The following is a 20,606-nucleotide window of genomic DNA, read 5'->3' on the forward strand; positions in this document are numbered from 1 at the left end:
TGTTAGTTCTTATTTACCCGATAGGTGACTTTTCTGTTGGTGATGACCGTCCCGACCTTTAAGTTCAAAGTGGCTTGGTTTGAGGTCAATGCAGTACAGCTTGCCGTGGAATTGGAAACCAAAACACGGAAGATATATCCGTTTTTATCCAAATCCGGACTGTTCACGGTGAGATTTGTCGTTGAGGTTCCGCTATAATCGGGACCATCTGCCAAAGGAACAAAATTACTTCCCCCGTCGGTGCTCACTTGCCATTGGTAGGTATCAATCCCCGTGGTGGAAACGGAAAAACTTCCGTTATTGCCCACGATTATATTTTGATCCGAAGGTTGTGTGTCGATGGTGAAAGGATCTACCGTGATGGTCTGTTCCACATCAAAGGTATTACCAGAGGCATCAGTAATCCTATAAGTTCTTGTTATGATTTCTGGGTTGGATCCCCCGTCGCTTGCGTCACTGATAAAAGTAACGGTCGGACTTGGGTCGCAGTTATCTGCTTCATCAGTAACAATGTTCACATCGGCGGCCGGGATGTCGTCAGAACAATACACGGTCAACGGAGCCGGGGCACTGGCCGTTGGCGCAGTTGGGTCTACGGTGATGGTTGTTGTAGCGGCCAAGTTTGGGCCAGCTGGGTCACCCGGCATACCCCCATATTCCACTAAATATCCCTTAGGTTGATAATCACCGCTGGCGGCCCCAGTATTGGAAAGGTCGTTCCAGGATCCGGGCAATCCTATCCCTGGAGCGGTAATGTGTGCATAGTCTTCATCCCCGGATTGATTTGGCTCTCCGGTATTCCAGAAAGAATAAGCGAACGCTGTACCTCCTGCGTTACCACGCCAAAACAAAGTTCCGGCTTCAGGACCGGTAACCCAGTACCAATCACCTTCCAAAGCCGCATCACTGGCTCCAATCCATCCGGCACCGGGTGCCTGGGAACCTAAAAGATCGGATTCATCCTGGATGGAAATGGTAGCCAAATATCCTTGGAGACCATAGAAAGTTCGTAATGCAGCAGCATCACGTGCGTTGGTCCAAGTAATTCCCAATGCGGGGACATATTCGTAATAGTGACCGGTTGATGCCAGGTAGTTTGCTTCATCCAGCACAATGGAGAAACTTCGGGTATCCCCAGAAGCTACTGTTGCTGTGGTTTGAAACACGACTGCATTAATGGCTGCCTCAAATTCTGCCAAGGTTGCGGGCCCCGTCAAGGTCAATCTTCCTTCGGAAGAACTCCAGGTGGCCGCAATGCTTGGATGCGATCCGGTCAAGCTTAAGAGATCTCCCGTGTTGTCGTAATTGGACGTAATCTGCACGAAAACAGCATCCAAAGTGCTACTATCCGGATCGGTGATGCTGATACTTTCCACCACTGAAATGGTATTTCCTGGGCAGAATATTTGATCTCCCGTAGCCGTTACAGAAGGAGGTTGATTACCGTTGTTGATGTCGTCCCTAAAATCCAAATCCCCTCCGGATCCCAAATCCCCATCAGAATCGGGAAGCATTAAGCTGCCTCCACTGGTGGTCGTGGGGTCGTCTATGGTTCCCCCTGGATCGCTGTAATCCGTAGAGGTATCCATGTTGTTGTCCAATCCATCATTGTCCGAGTCGCTGCCAGAAAGCGACAGTGCAGCTTCGGTGGTGTCATTGGCGCCGTCATTATCGCTATCTGTATCCAGGAAATCCGGTGTTGCATCACCATCTGTATCAACGTAGGCAATTCCTCCACTTTCGTAGGCATCGTCCAATCCATTATTATTGGCATCGGTTCCTGAAGGTGCCGTATAACCTGTAGATGTTTGCGCTTCCACATTGTCAGGGATTCCATCACCGTCACTATCCAAATCTTGGTAGTTGGGTATCCCATCTCCGTCCGTATCCATAGTGGTACAATCGAACGCCCCCGCGTAACTGGCACCATATACCCTCGCTCCAACTTGATAGGCTTCAACACGTAGATATTCCAAGGCACTGCCCGATACGGTAAAAGTTACTTCCCTGATCGATCCGGGGGCTGTATTGTCCGCGTTGGCGATCCAGCCGTTACTGTTCCCGGCAGCATCGGATCTTTGCAATTGCATGTCGGTATCGGTCACGGCGGGATCCGCCCCGACGAATACACTGACACTGGTCCCCACAGGTATAGCTTCAGGGAACCTTAGCAAAAGGATTGAACTTGATCCAGGGTAAGTGCTTATGGGGTTGTAGGCAAAAGTAGTGCCGGGAGCCCCTTCAGCATTGGAGGCATTAGTAAAATTTCTAATGTTTGTAGCGGTCTGTACAAAGCTTCCTCCCAAACCACCACATTCATCGGTGTCCAATATACCGTCGTTGTCATCATCCACATCTGTAGTATCGTCAATACCGTCACCATCTAGGTCGTTAACGGTAGTGCCACAATTGGAATACAATTTGGAAAAGGGAATATTCTGTTTGGAAATGGAGGGTCCCTGATACTGTACTGCCAAGTTGGAACTACCGCCATTTTCAAAAAATAAAACCATGATATCATGCAGACCCACGGAAAGGGTAACGGAACCTGATCTTTCTTGGTTGCCGTGGTTACCGTCATTGTTTACGATCTGGACGCCATCAATGTAAAGCTTTGATCCGTCATCCGAAGAAGTGTAAAAGGTATGACTTCCTGCGGTGTCTATTTGCAGGTAACCCTTGTATCGGATCCCAAAACTGTCAGTATCCCCTGGATCTTCCTGATTTTGGAGATTGTTTACGTCAAAACTGGTGTACGTTCCAGATCCCAAGGCACCGGTGGTCGGAATATTATCGACAGTACTGCCAGAAGGTACACCATCGTAAAATTCAAAATCTATTTCACCATTACAAATTCCTGAAACGCCCTCAACGGTCACGTTATCAATAAAGTATTGTTCGTTGTTGTTGTTGTTGTACATCCGAACCCTGAGTTCAAGTGTACTATTTCCGGATGTGGGTATATTAACCGTATAAGAGGAGTTTAAAGGATCTGAATTGGAACCGGAGGCGTTCTCGAATTGCAGCCAAGAGCCTCCATCAATACGGTATTCCCCAATGAAGTAATCCTGTCCATCATCCATACGGTTAGGGTCATTTACCCTAGTATCCATACTAAAACTGATGAAAGAGTACCCCGTTATGTTGATAGCGTTAACCTGCCAAGTGCCCATTCCTCCCAAATTTCTTGCACGTAATTCGCTGTTTTGAACAGAAAGACTACCGCCTCTGTCGGTAGTCCAACTTGAGGCTGAAGGTCCCGTGGCAGTACCGCTGGTTGTACCATTACTATAGCTGAAGTTTTCACTCCAAAGTGTGGTCTGGGAAAAAGAGAGGAAGCTTCCCCATAAAAAAAAGGCCAAGAGCAATTTATGGCCATTGGAAATTTTAGGGGATTTTCCCTTGACGAACAATGTTGAGGTCATGTTCCATGTTGATTTGAATACAAAGCTAAGCCCGTGATCCTTTACTGAAAATATTTGTTGTGAAATGGGTATTTAGCCATGTTAATAGGTAAATTTGTTTAGTCTGGGGCTTTAACAACAAGCGGAAACTGCAGGGGTCGTTTGTTGAAATGGCAAGTAATCTTGGGGTGCTCTGGACCAAACGCTTCATGAATAAAGGCGTATCAAAGTTTTGTGTGCCACATACTTGCACTTGCGGAAATATTTGTCGTATATTTGCGCCACTGAACGGATATAGAAGTATTCATGAGGGGACTTTGTGTCCCCTCTTTTATTACTGATTTCTTATGTTGAAGGAAAAAGTGGAATCGTTGTTGAGCAAGGCCTTGGAAGAACGTCCTTCCTTGTTTTTGATTGATTTTACCGTAGGCGGGGACAATACTATTAAAGTTGTTCTGGACGGTGATAAAGGAGTGAGCCTTCAGGATTGTATGGATGTGAGCAGGGCCATAGAACACAATCTCGACCGTGAGGAAGAAGATTTTTCTCTCGAAGTGGCCTCGGCCGGAGCGGCTTCGCCCATGCGATTGCCAAGACAGTATGCCAAGAATATTGGACGACAATTGAAGGTACACACCAATGGCCATGAATTGGAAGGAACTTTGGTGGAAACCTCTGAAAATAGTATTACCTTGGAGTGGAAGGCGCGTGAGCCCAAACCCAATGGTAAGGGAAAGGTAACAGTGCAGAAAAAGCAAGAAATTGCATTTTCTGATATCCAGGAAGCAAAAGTTATATTAAAATTTTAATCGTAGTAGAAAAATGGAAAACCTAGCGCTCATCGAATCCTTTTCGGAGTTCAAGGACGATAAGTTTATAGACAGGGTGACCCTTATGGCCATTTTGGAAGAAGTGTTCCGAAGTGCCCTCAAGAAGAAGTTTGGTTCTGACGACAATTTTGATATCATCATCAACCCTGATAAAGGGGATTTGGAGATATGGAGAAACCGAGTGGTTGTGGAAGACGGTGAAGTGGAAGATCCCAATGAGGAAATTTCCCTTACCGAAGCCAGAAAGATCGAGCCCGATTTTGAAGTTGGGGAAGATGTTTCGGAAGAAGTGAAACTCATCGATTTGGGGAGAAGGGCCATTTTGGCATTGCGCCAAAACCTTATATCCAAGATCCATGAGCATGATAACACCACGATCTATAAACAATTTAAAGATCTTGAAGGAGAGATCTATACTGCTGAGGTTCATCACATCCGCCACAAGGCCGTTATCTTGTTGGACGATGAGGGCAATGAGATTATCCTTCCAAAAGAAAAACAGATTCCATCCGACTTTTTCCGCAAAGGGGACAACGTACGTGGAATCATTGAGAGTGTGGAGTTGAAAGGGAACAAGCCTACCATTATCATGTCCAGGACTTCCCCAACGTTTTTGGAGCAATTGTTCTTCCAAGAAATCCCAGAAGTGTTCGATGGATTGATTACCATTAAAAAGGCGGTCCGTATTCCTGGAGAAAAAGCCAAGGTTGCCGTGGATTCCTATGATGACAGAATCGACCCGGTTGGTGCCTGTGTGGGGATGAAGGGGTCTCGTATACATGGTATCGTTCGCGAATTGGGTAATGAGAACATTGATGTGATCAACTGGACCAACAATGCGCAATTGATGATTACAAGGGCGCTGAGTCCTGCAAAGGTTTCTTCGGTTAAATTGAACGAAGAGAAAAAAACAGCCCAGGTTTACCTAAAGCCAGAGGAAGTTTCCAAAGCTATTGGTAGAGGTGGGCATAACATACGATTGGCTGGTCAATTGACTGGTTATGAAATAGATGTGTTCCGTGAAGGTGTGGAAGAAGATGTGGAATTGACCGAGTTCTCAGACGAAATCGAAAGCTGGGTAATAGAGGAATTCAAGAAGATTGGATTGGATACCGCACGAAGCGTTTTGGAGCATGATTTGAACGATCTTACAAAACGAACCGATTTGGAAGAGGAAACTATCATGGATGTGATTCGCATCCTGAAGGAAGAATTTGAAGATTAGACTTATATTAGCAGCGAATTTTAGGGCAAGGAAATTAATTTATGGCAGAAAATCCAACAATACGACTTAATAAAGTTCTTAGGGAATTGAACATTTCACTGGAAAGGGCGGTGGACTACCTGGCGGCCGAAGGCCACGAGGTAGAGGCACGTCCTACTACAAAAATTTCAGATGAGGTGTATCAGGTCCTGTTGGATGAGTTCCAAACGGATAAGAGTAAAAAAGTAGCTTCCAAAGAAGTTGGTGAAGAGAAGAGGAAGGAAAAAGAGGCTATCCGTGTCCAAATGGAACAAGAACAAGAGGAACGAAGAATCGCCAGGGAAAAACGCAATTCGGAGCAACAGGTGATAAAGGCTAAGGCTGAACTTGCCGGACCAAAAACGGTTGGTAAAATCGACCTTGACGCAAAACCGAACTTGCCCAAGGTGGAAGAGCCCAAACAAGAGGTGGTGGAAGAACCAAAACTAACGCCGCCTGTTGAGGAGAAGCCGCCTGTTGTGGAGGTCAAGAAAGAGGAGGTGAAGGTTGAGCCCAAAGAGGAAAAAGTTGAAAAGGTTGAAAAGGTGGAAGAAGAGGATGGCCCTAAGGAGTCCGATACCATCAAGACCCAATACCAAAAACTTTCCGGACCTAAGATCACAGGTGATAAAATTGATCTTTCCCAATTCGAAAAGCCCAAAAAGAAAAAAGAGGACAATCAAAAGTCCAATACGGCTGGTTCGGATGCTGGAGCCGATAGAAGAAAACGCAGAAAGCGTATCGTTAAAAACGGTCCACAGCAACAGGGGGGCAATGGCCATCCGAACAGGCCCATGGGCAGTGGGCAAGGACCCCGAAAAGGGCAACGTCCTTCAACCATGCCAAAGGTAGAGCCTACCGAAGAAGAAGTACAAAAGCAGGTAAGGGAAACTTTGGAGAAACTCCAAGGTAAGGCCAGTAAAGGCAAAGGAGCCAAATACCGCAGGGAGAAAAGGGACCAACACCGCCAACAAACGGAGAAGGACCTGGAGCAACAGGAATTGGACAGCAAAATCCTCAAAGTTACAGAGTTCGTAACGGTAAACGAGGTAGCGGCCATGATGGATGTTCCTACTACCAAGATTATATCTGCCTGTATGTCATTGGGTATCATGGTGACCATGAACCAACGTTTGGATGCAGAAACCCTTTCCATTGTAGCCGACGAATTTGGATATGAAGTTGAATTTGTCACCGCAGATATCGAAGAGGCCATTGAGGAGGAAGTAGATGCAGCGGAAGACTTGAAACCAAGGGCGCCGATTGTGACCGTAATGGGTCACGTTGACCACGGTAAAACCTCGCTGTTGGATTACATTCGAGAAGAGAACGTAATTGCTGGGGAAAGCGGTGGTATCACCCAGCACATCGGCGCGTATGGGGTAACCTTGGATGGTGGCCAGAGAATAACCTTCTTGGATACGCCGGGTCACGAAGCGTTTACCGCGATGCGTGCACGTGGTGCCCAGGTTACGGATATCGCCATCATTGTTATCGCTGCGGATGATGACATCATGCCACAGACCAAGGAAGCCATCAGCCATGCACAGGCAGCCGGTGTTCCCATTGTGTTTGCTATCAACAAAGTGGATAAGCCTACGGCCAATCCAGATAAGATAAAAGAAGGACTTGCCCAAATGAACCTATTGGTTGAAGATTGGGGGGGTAAGATCCAATCCCATGACATTTCTGCCAAAACAGGACAGGGAGTTAAGGAGTTGTTGGAAAAGGTATTGCTTGAAGCCGAATTATTGGAGCTGAAAGCAAATCCGGACAAATTGGCCTCAGGTACCGTTGTGGAGGCTTTCTTGGATAAAGGTCGTGGATATGTTTCCACTGTCTTGGTGCAGTCTGGTACCTTGAATATTGGAGACTATGTATTGGCCGGAACCTGTAGTGGTAAAGTCAAGGCCATGCAGGATGAACGAGGAAAAATCATCAAAAAAGCTGGGCCCTCCACCCCAATTTCCATTTTGGGATTGGATGGGGCGCCACAGGCCGGTGATAGGTTCAATGTTCTGCAAGATGAACGTGAGGCCAAGCAAATTGCCGCAAAACGTTCGCAATTGCAACGTGAACAATCGGTAAGGACACAGCGTCACATTACGTTGGATGAGATCGGAAGACGTATCGCCTTGGGCGACTTCAAGGAGTTGAACATTATCCTTAAAGGGGATGTGGATGGTTCCGTGGAGGCCTTGACCGATTCGTTCCAGAAATTGTCCACTGCTGAGATTCAGGTGAACATCATCCATAAAGGTGTTGGAGCCATTACCGAATCGGACGTGTTGTTAGCAAGTGCTTCAGATGCCATCATCATTGGATTTAACGTAAGGCCGATGGGTAATGCCCGTCAGGTTGCAGATAAGGAAGAAATCGATATCAGGACCTATTCCATCATCTACGATGCCATCAACGATCTTAAAGACGCCATGGAGGGCATGTTGTCACCAGAAATCAAAGAAGAGATCACCGGTAATGCCGAGATCAGGGAAACCTTCAAGATTTCCAAAATTGGCACCATTGCCGGTTGTATGGTGACAAGTGGTAAAATCTTTAGAAATTCGCGCATTAGGTTGATCCGTGATGGCGTGGTGGTCTACACAGGCGAGTTGGCTTCCTTGAAACGATTCAAGGATGACGTCAAGGAAGTATCCAAAGGGTATGACTGTGGATTACAGATCAAAAATTATAATGACATTCGGGAAGGGGATATTGTAGAAGCCTTCCAAGAGGTTGCAGTGAAGAAAAAGCTGTAATCAGATTGATAGTACTAAAAAGGAAATCCCGCTTATGGCGGGATTTTTTTTATGATTTGGATTCGTTCTCCGGTTTTAGGAGCATGGCATCTGGATATTTCTTTCGAACCTCAAGATACTTTCGTTCCGCTTCCAATTTGGTCTTGAACCTGCCCAATCTTACACGATAGGTGGGCGATTCAAACTCGATTTTGGAGTACCAATCCGGAAAATCAATCTCTACTTGGGATTTTAGATTTTGGGCCTTTTGGTAGTCCCCAAAACCTACTTGAATCTGATAAAATCCAGATTTTGAATTTACGTCGGTATATAATTTTACCAATTGGTCAATTTTTGGATCTTGCTGAATGGTCACCTTGCCCTCCTGTGCGGAAAGATGAAGTGTTAAACCTATCAAAATAGCAGTAAATACGGGAGTTTTCATATTGTTCCGGTATTTTTGGATTATCTGTTGGTGCAAATGTAATTTATTATGTCCGAAACCGGATCGAGCCAGTTTATTTAGAATCTTTATAAATTAGATGTTATAAATACCTTAACATTTTAAAAAATGCCTGTATGTCTTACTTTTGTTGCCACTCTTGGTAGCGCAAAAAGCTATTGTTCTCAATTTCAATAGAAAGAATCGTGCCAAGGATTTCGATAGAAATTTCGTAAATATGAAAAAGGTTTTATACCGCCATCTATTTTCAAAAGTTTTAGGTTTAACTCTCCTACTTTTCTCCACATCTCTTTACGCACAGGAAGAAACGGCCGCCGCTGAAACAGGTGGGGGTGATGCTGTCAAAGGAAAACAGCTTTTCAACCAAAACTGTGCCGCTTGTCATGCGTTGGATCGCAAGATGACCGGACCTGCCTTGGCCAATGTGGAGCAGCGTTTGGCAGACGATGCCGGCTTGGGTCGCGAATGGATATATGCCTGGGTTAAGAATAGCCCTGGGGTAATTGCCTCTGGTGATGCTTATGCCACTGCGCTTTATGCGGAGTACAACCAAGCGGCCATGACCCCGTTCCCAACCTTGTCCAATCAGGATATTGATGATATCCTTGCCTATACCGCTGCACCTCCTGCAACTCCGGCTGTCGCTTCGGCAACCGCTACAGATGCCAGTGCTGGTTCGGCAGGATCATCTGGGGGAATCTCCAATGAAATGATTCTAGGTGCTTTGGTGCTTGTGTTTGGTCTGTTGGTGATAATGTTGATTTTGGTGAACAAGACCTTGCGTCGTATTGCTGAGGCCAATGGTGTTGTTCTCGAGCAGGAAAAGGAAAAGAGATTGCCCATTTGGAAGGCGTTCGCGCAAAACCAGTTCTTGGTTTTGGTGACCGCTATTTTCCTTCTTTTGGCCAGTGCCTACTTTGCTTACGGTTATATGATGCAAGTTGGGGTGGATCAAGGATATGCTCCTGTTCAGCCAATTCACTTCTCTCATAAAATTCATGCAGGTGATAACAAGGTCGATTGTAAATATTGTCACTCCTCTGCTAGGGTTTCCAAAACTTCGGGTATTCCTTCATTGAATGTGTGTATGAACTGTCACAAATCCATTTACCAATACGCTGGAAATCCTGAAGGACCTTCTGCTGAGGATTTGGCTGCGGGACATACCAATGATTTCTATACTGGTGAGATCAAGAAATTGTACAAGGCCGTTGGATGGGATGAGGAGAACCAAAAATACACAGGTGAGACACAACCTGTAGAATGGGTGAGGATCCACAATCTTCCCGATTTTGCCTACTTCAACCACTCCCAACACGTAACCGTAGCCGGTGTTGCATGTCAGACATGTCACGGTCCGGTTGAGGAAATGGAAATCGTGGAGCAATTCTCCCCGCTTACCATGGGATGGTGTATCAATTGTCACCGTACCACCAACGTGAAGATGGAAGGCAACGAATACTACGAGGCCATTCATGAAGAACTATCCAGGAAATATGGCGTTGGGCAGTTGACCGCTGCCATGATGGGTGGTATCGAATGTGGTAAGTGTCACTATTAAGAATTAAAAAGCAGATAATCTCAGATATATCGTATGGCATCAAACAAGAAATATTGGAAAAGTGAAGCGGAGTTGAATCCGAACGATTCCATTGTTGAGGCGCTAAGACACAACGAGTTTACAGAACAGATTCCCGTTGATGAGTTTTTGGGCGATAAGGAAAACCTGTCGGCCTCCAATACCTCCAGAAGGGACTTTTTGAAATATGTGGGTTTCAGTACAGCAGCGGCTACCATTGCTGCCTGTGAGGGCCCAGTGCACAAATCCATTCCTTATGTGGTGCAGCCGGACCGAATTGTTCCGGGTGTGGCCAACTACTACGCTACCACCATTGCCGATGGATTTGACTTTGCCAGCATTTTGGTGAAGACCAGGGAAGGAAGACCGATCAAGATCGAGAACAATACCGATGCCAAGGTTCTTGGAAGTGCCAATGCCAGGGTGCAGGCTTCCGTACTTTCCCTTTATGACAGTAAAAGAGTTCAAGGTCCTTTGGCAAAAGGAGAACCAATCGAATGGAAGGTTCTTGATGCCACGGTAAGGGCCAAATTGAACAGCTTGAAAGGCTCCAGCAAGCAAGTGGTCCTATTGACCCAAACGTATGCGAGTCCTTCTACGGACAAATTGATTGCTGAGTTCAAGGCTGCCTATGGTGAAAATGTAAGCCACGTGGTTTACGATGCCATTTCCGAGGATGCCGCGCTTAATGCATATCAAATGGCTTATGGCGAACGTGCCTTGGCCGATTACGACTTTGAAAAAGCCGAATTGATTGTTTCTTTCGGAGCTGATTTCCTTGGAGATTGGCAAGGTGGTGGTTTTGATGGTGGTTACGCCAAAGGTAGAGTTCCCAAACATGGTAAAATGTCTAGACACATCCAATTGGAGTCTAACATGTCCCTGTCTGGTGCCAATGCCGACAAACGCTACTTGATGACCCCGACCCAACAGAAAATTGCCTTGGCCAAATTGTATGGCAAATTGTATGGCAAATTGAATGGCAGTAATGTTGGTGGTGGTACTTCAGATGTGGATGATGCTGTTGAAAAAGTAGCTGCTGAAATTAAAAAAGCGGGAAGCAAAGCCGTTGTGGTCAGTGGTCTTAACGACGTAAATGCACAGACCGTCGTATTGGCCATCAACCAATTGTTGGCCAGTGAGGCTTTCGATGCTGAAAATCCAAAATACATCCGCCAAGGGGATACGGCTAAGGTAACCAAGTTGATTGCCGACATGAATGCAGGTCGTGTAGGTGCTTTGTTGATGGATGGTGTGAACCCTGTGTACACCCTTCCGAATGCGGAAGAGTTTGTATCCGGACTTGAAAAAGTGGATTTATCCGTGGCCTTCTCGTTCAGTAATGATGAAACGGCGCAAGCTGCGTCTTACGTTGGGGCTGCTTCGCATTATTTGGAGTCTTGGGGTGATGCCCAGTTCAAAAAAGGACAATTCAGTTTGATGCAACCTGCTATCCGCGAGTTGTTCGATACCAAACAGTTCCAGACCGCTTTGTTGGGCTGGATGGGCAGTGAAAAAACATACTACGACTATATTAAGGAGACATGGAGTACCGATGTGCTTCAAGGTGGTTCGTGGAACAAAGCCTTGCAAGATGGTGTTTTCATGGCTCCAACTATAGAAACCGAAGAAGTTGCCGAGGCTGTTTCAGCTGATGCAACCGAAGCTCAAGAAACCACCGTGGTGCCTATCGCTTCTGCGATTCGTTCCTTGGTAAACGCCACTAGTGCCGGTACCGAATTGGTATTGTATTCCAAAACGGGTATGGGAGATGGTCGTCAGGCCAACAACCCTTGGCTGCAAGAGTTTCCAGACCCTATTTCAAGGGTGTCTTGGGATAACTACGTAACCGTTTCCAAAGCCGATGCCGAAAAGTGGGGCCTTGAAAATGAAATCGTTGCTGATGGGGGATTGAACGGTAGCTACGTGAAATTGACTGTGGATGGTAAGGTATTGGACAATGTTCCGGTAATTGTGCAGCCAGGTCAGGCAGTAGGTACAGTTGGTCTTTCTTTCGGATATGGCAAAAAAGCAGGCATGCAGGAGGAGATGATCAATGGTGTAAACGCTTATGCCTTGTATTCCAATTTCTCCAACGTACAGTCCGTAACAGTAGAAAAAGCTGTTGGTACACACGAATTTGCCTGTATCCAATCCCATAAAACGTTGATGGGTAGGGGAGATATCATCAAGGAAACTACCTTGGAGATTTTCAATACCAAAGATCACGCCGAGTGGAACCACATGCCTCAAGTTACTTTGAACCATCAAGAAATCCCTGTTACATCTCCGGATGCTGACCTTTGGGAATCTTTTGATCGTTCCATCGGACACCACTTTAATCTGTCCATCGATTTAAATGCTTGTACAGGATGTGGGGCTTGTGTGATCGCTTGTCATGCAGAGAACAATGTTCCTGTTGTAGGTAAAAGAGAAATGCGTCGTTCCCGTGATATGCACTGGTTGCGCATCGATAGATACTACTCTTCCGAAGAGACTTTTGAGGAAGATAATGAGAAAAAGGAAAGTATGGACGGCCTATGGGGAGAAAAAGGCTCCTTGGGCGGATTCAGGTCAATGGAAGATCCATCGGCCAATCCACAGGTGGCTTTCCAGCCGGTAATGTGCCAGCACTGTAACCACGCTCCTTGTGAAACGGTTTGCCCAGTTGCGGCAACCTCTCACAGCAGACAAGGTCAGAACCACATGGCATACAACCGTTGCGTGGGTACAAGGTATTGTGCCAACAACTGTCCTTATAAAGTTCGTAGGTTCAACTGGTTCTTGTACAACAACAATGACGAGTTCAACTTCAATATGAACAACGATTTGGGTAAAATGGTAATCAACCCCGATGTGAATGTTCGTTCGCGTGGTGTGATGGAAAAATGCTCCATGTGTATCCAAATGACCCAGAAAACCATCTTGGATGCCAAGAGGGACGGAAGGGTGATCAAGGATGGTGAGTTCCAAACAGCCTGTTCAGCAGCTTGTAGCACTGGAGCCATGGTCTTTGGTGATGTGAACGATAAAGAAAGCAAAGTGGCCAAGTTGAAGGAAGATGATAGAATGTACCACTTGTTGGAGCACGTAGGAACCAAACCCAATGTGTTCTATCATGTTAAGGTACGTAACACCACAGAGGCTTAATCAAATAAAAAAGAAGTAACTAGAAGATAAATTATGGCGTCGCATTACGAAGCACCTATTCGAAAGCCCTTAGTTGTCGGAGACAAAGGATACCACGATGTAACAGTGGACATTGCCCGTCCGGTTGAGGGAAGGGCCAACAAACAATGGTGGATTGTTTTCACCATTGCCCTTGTGGCATTCCTTTGGGGTCTAGGATGTATCATTTATACCGTTTCCACGGGTATTGGGGTTTGGGGTCTTAACCGAACCGTAAACTGGGCCTGGGACATCACCAACTTTGTGTGGTGGGTGGGTATCGGTCACGCTGGAACCCTGATTTCGGCCGTACTTTTGCTGTTCAGGCAAAAATGGAGAATGGCGATCAACCGTTCTGCGGAAGCGATGACCATTTTCTCCGTTGTTCAGGCAGGTTTGTTCCCGATCATCCACATGGGTCGTCCATGGTTGGGTTACTGGGTACTTCCTATCCCGAACCAATTCGGTTCCCTTTGGGTGAACTTTAACTCACCTTTGCTTTGGGACGTATTTGCGATTTCAACCTATTTGTCCGTATCCTTGGTATTCTGGTGGACAGGTCTTTTGCCTGACTTCGCCATGATCCGGGATAGGGCGGTAAAACCTTTCCAACAAAAGATTTACGGAATCTTGAGTTTTGGTTGGACAGGTCGTGCCAAAGACTGGCAACGTTTTGAGGAAGTTTCCTTGGTTTTGGCAGGTTTGGCCACTCCATTGGTACTTTCCGTACACACCATCGTATCTTTTGACTTTGCCACTTCGGTAATTCCAGGATGGCACACCACCATCTTCCCACCGTACTTCGTTGCCGGTGCGATCTTCTCTGGATTTGCCATGGTGAACACGCTTTTGATCATCATGAGAAAAGTGTGCAACCTTGAAGCCTATATCACCCTACAACATATTGAATTGATGAACTTGGTGATCATGATTACGGGTTCCATCGTAGGATGTGCCTATATCACCGAGTTGTTCATCGCTTGGTATTCCGGAGTGGAATACGAGCAGTATGCCTTCTTGAACAGGGCAACCGGTCCTTATGCTTGGGCATATTGGTCCATGATGACCTGTAACGTGTTCTCTCCACAGTTCATGTGGATCAAGAGACTACGTACCAGTATCATGTTCTCATTCTTCATCTCCATTGTAGTAAACATCGGGATGTGGTTCGAGCGTTTCGTGATCATTGTAACCTCATTGCACAGGGATTACCTTCCATCTTCTTGGACCATGTTCTCCCCAACCTTTGTGGATATCGGAATCTTTGTGGGAACCATCGGATTCTTCTTCGTATTGTTCCTGTTGTATTCCAGAACATTCCCGGTAATCGCCCAAGCGGAAGTAAAATCCATCTTGAAGGCTTCTGGTGAGAAGTACAAAAAATTACGTGAAGCAGGTAAGCCTTTATATGAAATGCCTGCTGTAAAAGGAAAAACTGCAGTAGCAGAAACTCCAAAAGTGGAAGCAAACGAAGCACATGTATCGACTTTGTTGGAGACTATTGGAACATTCAATCCAGAAACGGAGACTGCGGACGATCTGAAGAAAGTGAAGGGCATCGGTCCTCAAATGGAGCAGACGTTGAACCAAATTGGTATCTACACCTTTGCTCAGGTTAGCCGAATGACCGAAAAGGAATATGACCTGTTGGATTCCATCACCGGTTCCTTCCCAGGAAGAGCACAACGTGATGATTGGGCCGGACAGGCGAAAAAACTAAACGAAGATAAAAAGTAATTATGGCATCAAAAGTTATTCAGGCACTTTACAACGATGACGATGTGTTGATGCATGCCGTAAAAAAAGTTAGGGCAGAGCACCATCATATAGAGGAAGTGTACACCCCGTTCCCTGTTCACGGTCTAGACAAGGCCATGGGATTGGCAGGTACCCGTATTGCGATCACCTCCTTTATGTATGGCTGTTTGGGACTTACCGTAGCTATTGTCATGATGAACTATATCATGATCAAGGATTGGCCACAGGATATTGGTGGTAAGCCAAGTTTTAGCTATTTGGAAAACATGCCGGCCTTTGTACCGATCATGTTCGAATTAACGGTTTTCTTCGCGGCCCACTTGATGGTGATTACCTTCTATTTAAGAAGTAGGATGTGGCCTTTCAAAAAAGCGGAAAACCCTGATAAACGTACTACCGACGACCACTTTTTGATGGAAATCGGAGTGCACGACAATGAAAAGGAACTTGCCGATCTTTTGTGGGAAACAGGAGCGGTAGAAGTAAAAGTTACAGAAAAGGAGTTTTAATAATATGAAGCAATTAGGTAAAATAAGTGTTGCTTTGGTCTTGGTACTGCTCGTGGTATCCTGTGCCGATAAGAACAGACCAAACTACCAATACATGCCGAACATGTACGAACCCGTTGGTTATGAAACCTATCAAGGTATAGACAATGGCTTGTTCCCTGACGGAACCGAGGCCATGTTGCCGGTAGAAGGTACCATCTCCAGAGGTTACATGCCCTATGAGTTCGAAAACACTCCGGAAGGAAAAGAATTGGCAAGATTGAACCCAAGTCCATTGGATTCCTTGAACATGGAAACCGATTTGGCCAAAGGAAGGGAACTGTACGATATCTATTGTGCCATTTGCCATGGTGCCAAAGGAGACGGACAGGGTAATCTTGTAAAACGTGAAAAAATATTGGGTGTTCCCAGTTATGATGATATGGCCCGTAACATTACAGTGGGTACGGCATACCATACCATCTACTACGGATTGAATTCCATGGGTTCCTACGCTTCTCAGTTCGCCAATGAAGAGGAGATGTGGCAGGTATCCGAATATGTGATGAAATTAAAGGAAGACCTAACAAAATAATTGGATAAGAGCAAACTATGTACACCTTTTCAAACAGACTTAGAATAGGATCTTTCATTGCCATGGCCCTCGGGGCAATTTTATTGGTAATAGGTTTTGTATCCGCCCCATCAACAGTGGAAGAGGCCAAGGCCATGGTAGCGGTACATGAAGAAGGACATGGAGGTGGCCACGCAGAAGCTGCTGTGGAGAGCCAAGGAGAGGAACAGGGCCATGGTGCACAAGCTTCCCACGAAGAAGGGCATGATGCTTCACATGATACGCATTTGTTGCATCAATTACAGAACAGACCTTGGTCTGCGCTATATGTTGCCGCTTTCTTCTTTTTTATGATTTCATTGGGGGTATTGGCATTCTATGCCATTCAAAGGGCCGCACAGGCTGGTTGGTCCCCATTATTGTTCAGGGTGATGGAAGGTATCACCGGATATTTGGTGCCTGGTGGTATCATTGTATTTGTGATCTTGGTTCTTTCTTCCCTTCATATGAACCACTTGTTCGTATGGATGGATGCCGATACCGTTGCCCATGATGAACTGTTGCAAGGCAAATCAGGCTATTTGAGCACAACATTCTTCTTAATTAGGGCTGCCCTTTTCTTGGGCGGTTGGATTTTCTACAGGGAGTACTCCAGAAAATTGTCCTTGGCTCAAGATGCGTCTGATGACAACAGCAACTTTGTAAAGAATTTTAGGTGGTCCGCCGGTTTCTTGGTGTTCTACTTGGTTACCGAGTCCATGATGTCATGGGATTGGATCATGAGTTTGGATCCACACTGGTTCAGTACTCTTTTCGGATGGTATGTGTTCGCTAGTATGTTCGTATCCGGTATTACCGTTATCGCCATGGTGACCATTTACCTAAAATCCAGAGGATATTTGGAAAATGTAAACAACAGCCACATCCACGATTTGGCCAAGTTCATGTTCGGTATCAGCATTTTCTGGACATACCTATGGTTCTCCCAATTCATGTTGATTTGGTATGCCGATATCCCTGAAGAAGTAACGTATTACATCGCAAGGTTCCAAGATTACAAATTGCCATTTTTTGGAATGTTGGTCATGAACTTTGTGTTCCCATTGTTGGTGTTGATGAACAGCGACTACAAACGGGTTAACTGGTTTGTGGTAATGGCCGGTATTGTGGTATTGGCAGGTCACTATTTGGATATTTTCAACATGGTGATGCCAGCTACGGTCGGAGATCAGTGGTATATTGGATTGCCAGAGATTGGTGGCGTACTGTTCTTTGGTGGTTTGTTTGTGTTCTGGGTGTTCACCACCTTGACGAAGGCTCCATTGCAGCCCAAACGTAACCCGTTCATTGAGGAAAGTAAGCATTTTCATTATTAATACGATTTAAGTCTTAGATAGATAAACGATGACTGCATTATTAACATTGACTGTTCTGGTATTGGTGGCGATTGCGATTTGGCAAATGACCAAGATTTTCGAATTGTCACAAGCTAAAACAGAGTACGCCGAGATTGCGAACGACTCCGATAACAAGAACAACGGGTATCTTTTGTTCGGATTCCTTATTTTCATCTACGGAATCACCATTTTTAGCTTTGTGAGCTATGGTAAAATGTTATTGCCGGAAGCTGCTTCGGAACACGGAGGTGATTATGACCAATTGATGTGGATTTCCTTTGCGATCATCTTCTTTGTACAGACCATAACCCAAGCTTTGTTGCACTACTTTGGTTTCAAGTATAGGGGTGAGAAAGGCAGAAAGGCACTTTTCTTTGCGGACAACGACCGTTTGGAGTTCATCTGGACCATTATCCCGGTAATCGTTTTGGCAGGTTTGATTCTTTGGGGATTGTACACATGGAGCAACATCATGGATTTCAATGAGGATGATGACCCCATGGTAGTGGAACTTTATGCGCAGCAGTTCAACTGGACTGCGCGTTATTCAGGCGCCGATAATGTGCTTGGGGATGCCAACGTACGCCTGATCGATATCGATAGGGCCAACGTTTTGGGAATCGATGAATCCGATCCCAATGGCGATGATGATGTTATTGTTAAAGAACTGCATTTGCCCGTTGGTAGAAAGGTAAACTTTAAAATGAGGTCGCAAGATGTATTGCACTCGGCCTATATGCCACACTTTAGGGCACAGATGAACTGTGTTCCCGGAATGATTACTCAGTTCTCCTTCACACCAACTGTAACCACTGAGGAAATGCGTTTGAACCCCGATGTGGTGGAAAAGGTGAGGAGAACCAATGAGATCAGGGCCAAAAAGGCTGCGGAAGGCTTGCCGAATTCAGATCCATGGGAATTCGATTACCTCTTGCTTTGTAATAAGATTTGTGGTAAGTCCCACTATAACATGCAAATGAAGATCATTGTGGAGACCGAAGAGGAATTCAATAAATGGATGGCGGAGCAGAAGACCTTTAAGGCCAGCATGGCTCCCGCGGAATAATACAGGCAAGGAAAAGAACCAATACAAAATTTAAAAGAGATTATGTCAGCTACTGCACACGAACACGGACACGAAGATCACGGGCATCATCATAAGGAGACCTTCGTAACCAAATATATCTTCAGTCAAGACCACAAGATGATATCCAAACAATATCTGATCACTGGTCTGATCATGGGATTCGTAGGTATTGCAATGTCATTGTTGTTTAGAATGCAATTGGCATGGCCCGGGGAGTCTTTCGGGATTTTCAAGGCTGTTTTGGGCAAATGGGCACCTGAAGGTGTTATGGATGCCGATATTTATTTGGCTTTGGTAACCATCCACGGTACGTTGATGGTTTTCTTCGTATTGACACAGGGATTGAGCGGAACCTTCAGTAACTTACTCATTCCATTGCAGATCGGTGCAAGGGATATGGCCTCTGGTTTTATGAACATGGTGTCTTACTGGATGTTCTTTGTTTCCAGTGTGATCATGATCATCTCATTGTTTGTTGAAGCAGGACCCGCAGCAGCCGGTTGGACCATTTATCCTCCATTGAGCGCATTGCCCATGGCACAGCCTGGTTCAGGAATGGGTATGACCCTTTGGCTGGTATCCATGGCTATATTTATTGCATCATCCCTATTAGGTTCGTTGAACTATATCGTTACGGTAATCAACTTGAGGACCAAGGGAATGTCCATGACACGTTTACCATTGACTATTTGGGCTTTCTTTGTGACCGCCATCATCGGTGTGGTTTCTTTCCCAGTGTTGTTGTCCGCAGCGTTGTTGTTGATCATGGACAGAAGTTTTGGTACCTCTTTCTTCCTTTCGGATATTTTTATTCAAGGTGAAGTATTGCATTACCAAGGAGGATCCCCCGTATTGTATGAACATTTGTTTTGGTTCTTGGGACACCCTGAGGTATACATCGTATTGCTACCAGCTTTGGGTATTACTTCGGAAGTAATGTCTACCAACGCCAGAAAGCCTATCTTCGGATATAGGGCGATGGTGGCCTCTATTTTGGCCATTGCTTTCTTATCCACAATCGTATGGGGTCACCACATGTTCGTATCAGGTATGAATCCGTTCTTGGGATCGGTATTTACCTTTACAACTTTGTTGATTGCGATTCCATCAGCGGTAAAGGCATTTAACTATATCACCACTCTTTGGAAGGGTAACCTCCAGTTGAACCCGGCAATGTTGTTCTCCATCGGATTGGTTTCTACTTTCATCACTGGTGGTCTTACAGGTATCATATTAGGTGACAGTACGTTGGATATCAACGTTCACGATACGTACTTCGTTGTTGCGCACTTCCATTTGGTAATGGGTATTTCGGCCCTTTACGGAATGTTTGCCGGTATTTACCACTGGTTCCCTAAAATGTTCCAAGGTAGGATGATGAACAAGAACTTAGGGTATGTACATTTCTGGATTACCGCTATCTGTGCTTATGGGGTATTTTTCCCTATGCACTTTGTAGGTATGGCCGGTGTGCCAAGACGTTACTATGAGAACACTGCTTTCCCAATGTTCGATGAATTGACCAATGTACAGGTATTGATGACCGTTTTCGCCATCATTGCAGGTCTGGCCCAGTTGATTTTCGTATATAACTTTATCAGCAGTATTTTCTACGGTAAAAAAGGACCTGTTAACCCATGGAGTTCCAATACATTGGAGTGGACTACTCCACAAGAGCACATTCATGGAAACTGGCCAGGGGAAATCCCCCACGTATATCGTTGGGCTTACGATTACAGTAAGACCTATGAGAACGGGGAGTACATCATTGCAGGACAGGATTTCGTGCCACAGAACGTCCCCTTGCAGGATAACGAGGAAGAACTCAACCACTAATAAGTTGAACCAAATACAGCGCCCATCCTTTAGGATGGGCT

General features: G+C 45.6%; 13 protein-coding genes. 11 read left to right on the forward strand and 2 right to left on the reverse strand.

Annotation, left to right across the window (positions count from 1 at the left end):
* Nucleotides 1–2: 2 nt before the first annotated feature.
* Entirely contained in the window at nucleotides 3–3,425 is a 3,423-nt protein-coding gene (locus tag GTK07_RS08025; RefSeq protein WP_163634766.1) for a PA14 domain-containing protein, read from the reverse strand.
* Between the two features lie 326 nt (nucleotides 3,426–3,751).
* Between GTK07_RS08025 and rimP the strand changes: the two genes are divergently transcribed.
* Genes rimP through infB form a run of 3 tightly spaced genes read left to right on the forward strand, consistent with a single transcriptional unit; the run spans nucleotide 3,752 to nucleotide 8,236 of the window.
* Nucleotides 3,752–4,213 (forward strand): ribosome assembly cofactor RimP, encoded by a 462-nt coding sequence (rimP, locus tag GTK07_RS08030; protein WP_163634767.1) that lies wholly within the window; start codon nucleotides 3,752–3,754, stop codon nucleotides 4,211–4,213.
* Between the two features lie 13 nt (nucleotides 4,214–4,226).
* Nucleotides 4,227–5,459, forward strand: coding sequence for a transcription termination factor NusA (nusA, locus tag GTK07_RS08035; protein ID WP_163634768.1), 1,233 nt, complete (start codon nucleotides 4,227–4,229; stop codon nucleotides 5,457–5,459).
* 41 nt (nucleotides 5,460–5,500) lie between these two features.
* Nucleotides 5,501–8,236, forward strand: coding sequence for a translation initiation factor IF-2 (gene infB, locus GTK07_RS08040; protein WP_163634769.1), 2,736 nt, complete (start codon nucleotides 5,501–5,503; stop codon nucleotides 8,234–8,236).
* 49 nt (nucleotides 8,237–8,285) lie between these two features.
* Here infB and GTK07_RS08045 read toward each other — a convergent pair whose 3' ends face one another.
* Nucleotides 8,286–8,660: an SPOR domain-containing protein gene (locus GTK07_RS08045; RefSeq protein ID WP_163634770.1), complete on the reverse strand. Its 375-nt coding sequence runs from the start codon at nucleotides 8,658–8,660 to the stop codon at nucleotides 8,286–8,288.
* A gap of 235 nt (nucleotides 8,661–8,895) precedes the next feature.
* On the opposite strand from GTK07_RS08045, the gene GTK07_RS08050 reads away from it, so the two are divergent.
* The 8 genes from GTK07_RS08050 to GTK07_RS08085 are packed head-to-tail and all read left to right on the forward strand — an operon-like array spanning nucleotide 8,896 to nucleotide 20,565.
* Nucleotides 8,896–10,239: a cytochrome c3 family protein gene (locus GTK07_RS08050; protein ID WP_163634771.1), complete on the forward strand. Its 1,344-nt coding sequence runs from the start codon at nucleotides 8,896–8,898 to the stop codon at nucleotides 10,237–10,239.
* Nucleotides 10,240–10,272: 33 nt separating this feature from the next.
* On the forward strand, nucleotides 10,273–13,407 hold the full coding sequence (locus GTK07_RS08055; RefSeq protein WP_163634772.1) for a TAT-variant-translocated molybdopterin oxidoreductase: 3,135 nt from the start codon (nucleotides 10,273–10,275) through the stop codon (nucleotides 13,405–13,407).
* A 33-nt stretch (nucleotides 13,408–13,440) separates the two neighbouring features.
* Nucleotides 13,441–15,162 (forward strand): NrfD/PsrC family molybdoenzyme membrane anchor subunit, encoded by a 1,722-nt coding sequence (nrfD, locus tag GTK07_RS08060; RefSeq protein ID WP_163634773.1) that lies wholly within the window; start codon nucleotides 13,441–13,443, stop codon nucleotides 15,160–15,162.
* A 2-nt stretch (nucleotides 15,163–15,164) separates the two neighbouring features.
* Entirely contained in the window at nucleotides 15,165–15,692 is a 528-nt protein-coding gene (locus GTK07_RS08065; RefSeq protein WP_163634774.1) for a DUF3341 domain-containing protein, read from the forward strand.
* A gap of 4 nt (nucleotides 15,693–15,696) precedes the next feature.
* Nucleotides 15,697–16,266, forward strand: a complete 570-nt coding sequence (locus GTK07_RS08070; RefSeq protein WP_163634775.1) for a c-type cytochrome — start codon at nucleotides 15,697–15,699, stop codon at nucleotides 16,264–16,266.
* Between the two features lie 17 nt (nucleotides 16,267–16,283).
* Entirely contained in the window at nucleotides 16,284–17,621 is a 1,338-nt protein-coding gene (locus GTK07_RS08075; RefSeq protein WP_163634776.1) for a quinol:cytochrome C oxidoreductase, read from the forward strand.
* Nucleotides 17,622–17,649: 28 nt separating this feature from the next.
* Nucleotides 17,650–18,708, forward strand: a complete 1,059-nt coding sequence (locus GTK07_RS08080; RefSeq protein ID WP_163634777.1) for a cytochrome c oxidase subunit II — start codon at nucleotides 17,650–17,652, stop codon at nucleotides 18,706–18,708.
* A gap of 42 nt (nucleotides 18,709–18,750) precedes the next feature.
* Nucleotides 18,751–20,565 carry a cytochrome c oxidase subunit I gene (locus tag GTK07_RS08085; protein WP_163634778.1) on the forward strand — a complete coding sequence of 605 codons (1,815 nt, stop codon included), beginning with the start codon at nucleotides 18,751–18,753 and terminating at the stop codon, nucleotides 20,563–20,565.
* The last annotated feature ends 41 nt before the right edge of the window (nucleotides 20,566–20,606 follow it).

This window comes from Flagellimonas sediminis (assembly GCF_010500845.1).
In the GTDB taxonomy this organism is placed as follows: domain Bacteria; phylum Bacteroidota; class Bacteroidia; order Flavobacteriales; family Flavobacteriaceae; genus Flagellimonas; species Flagellimonas sediminis.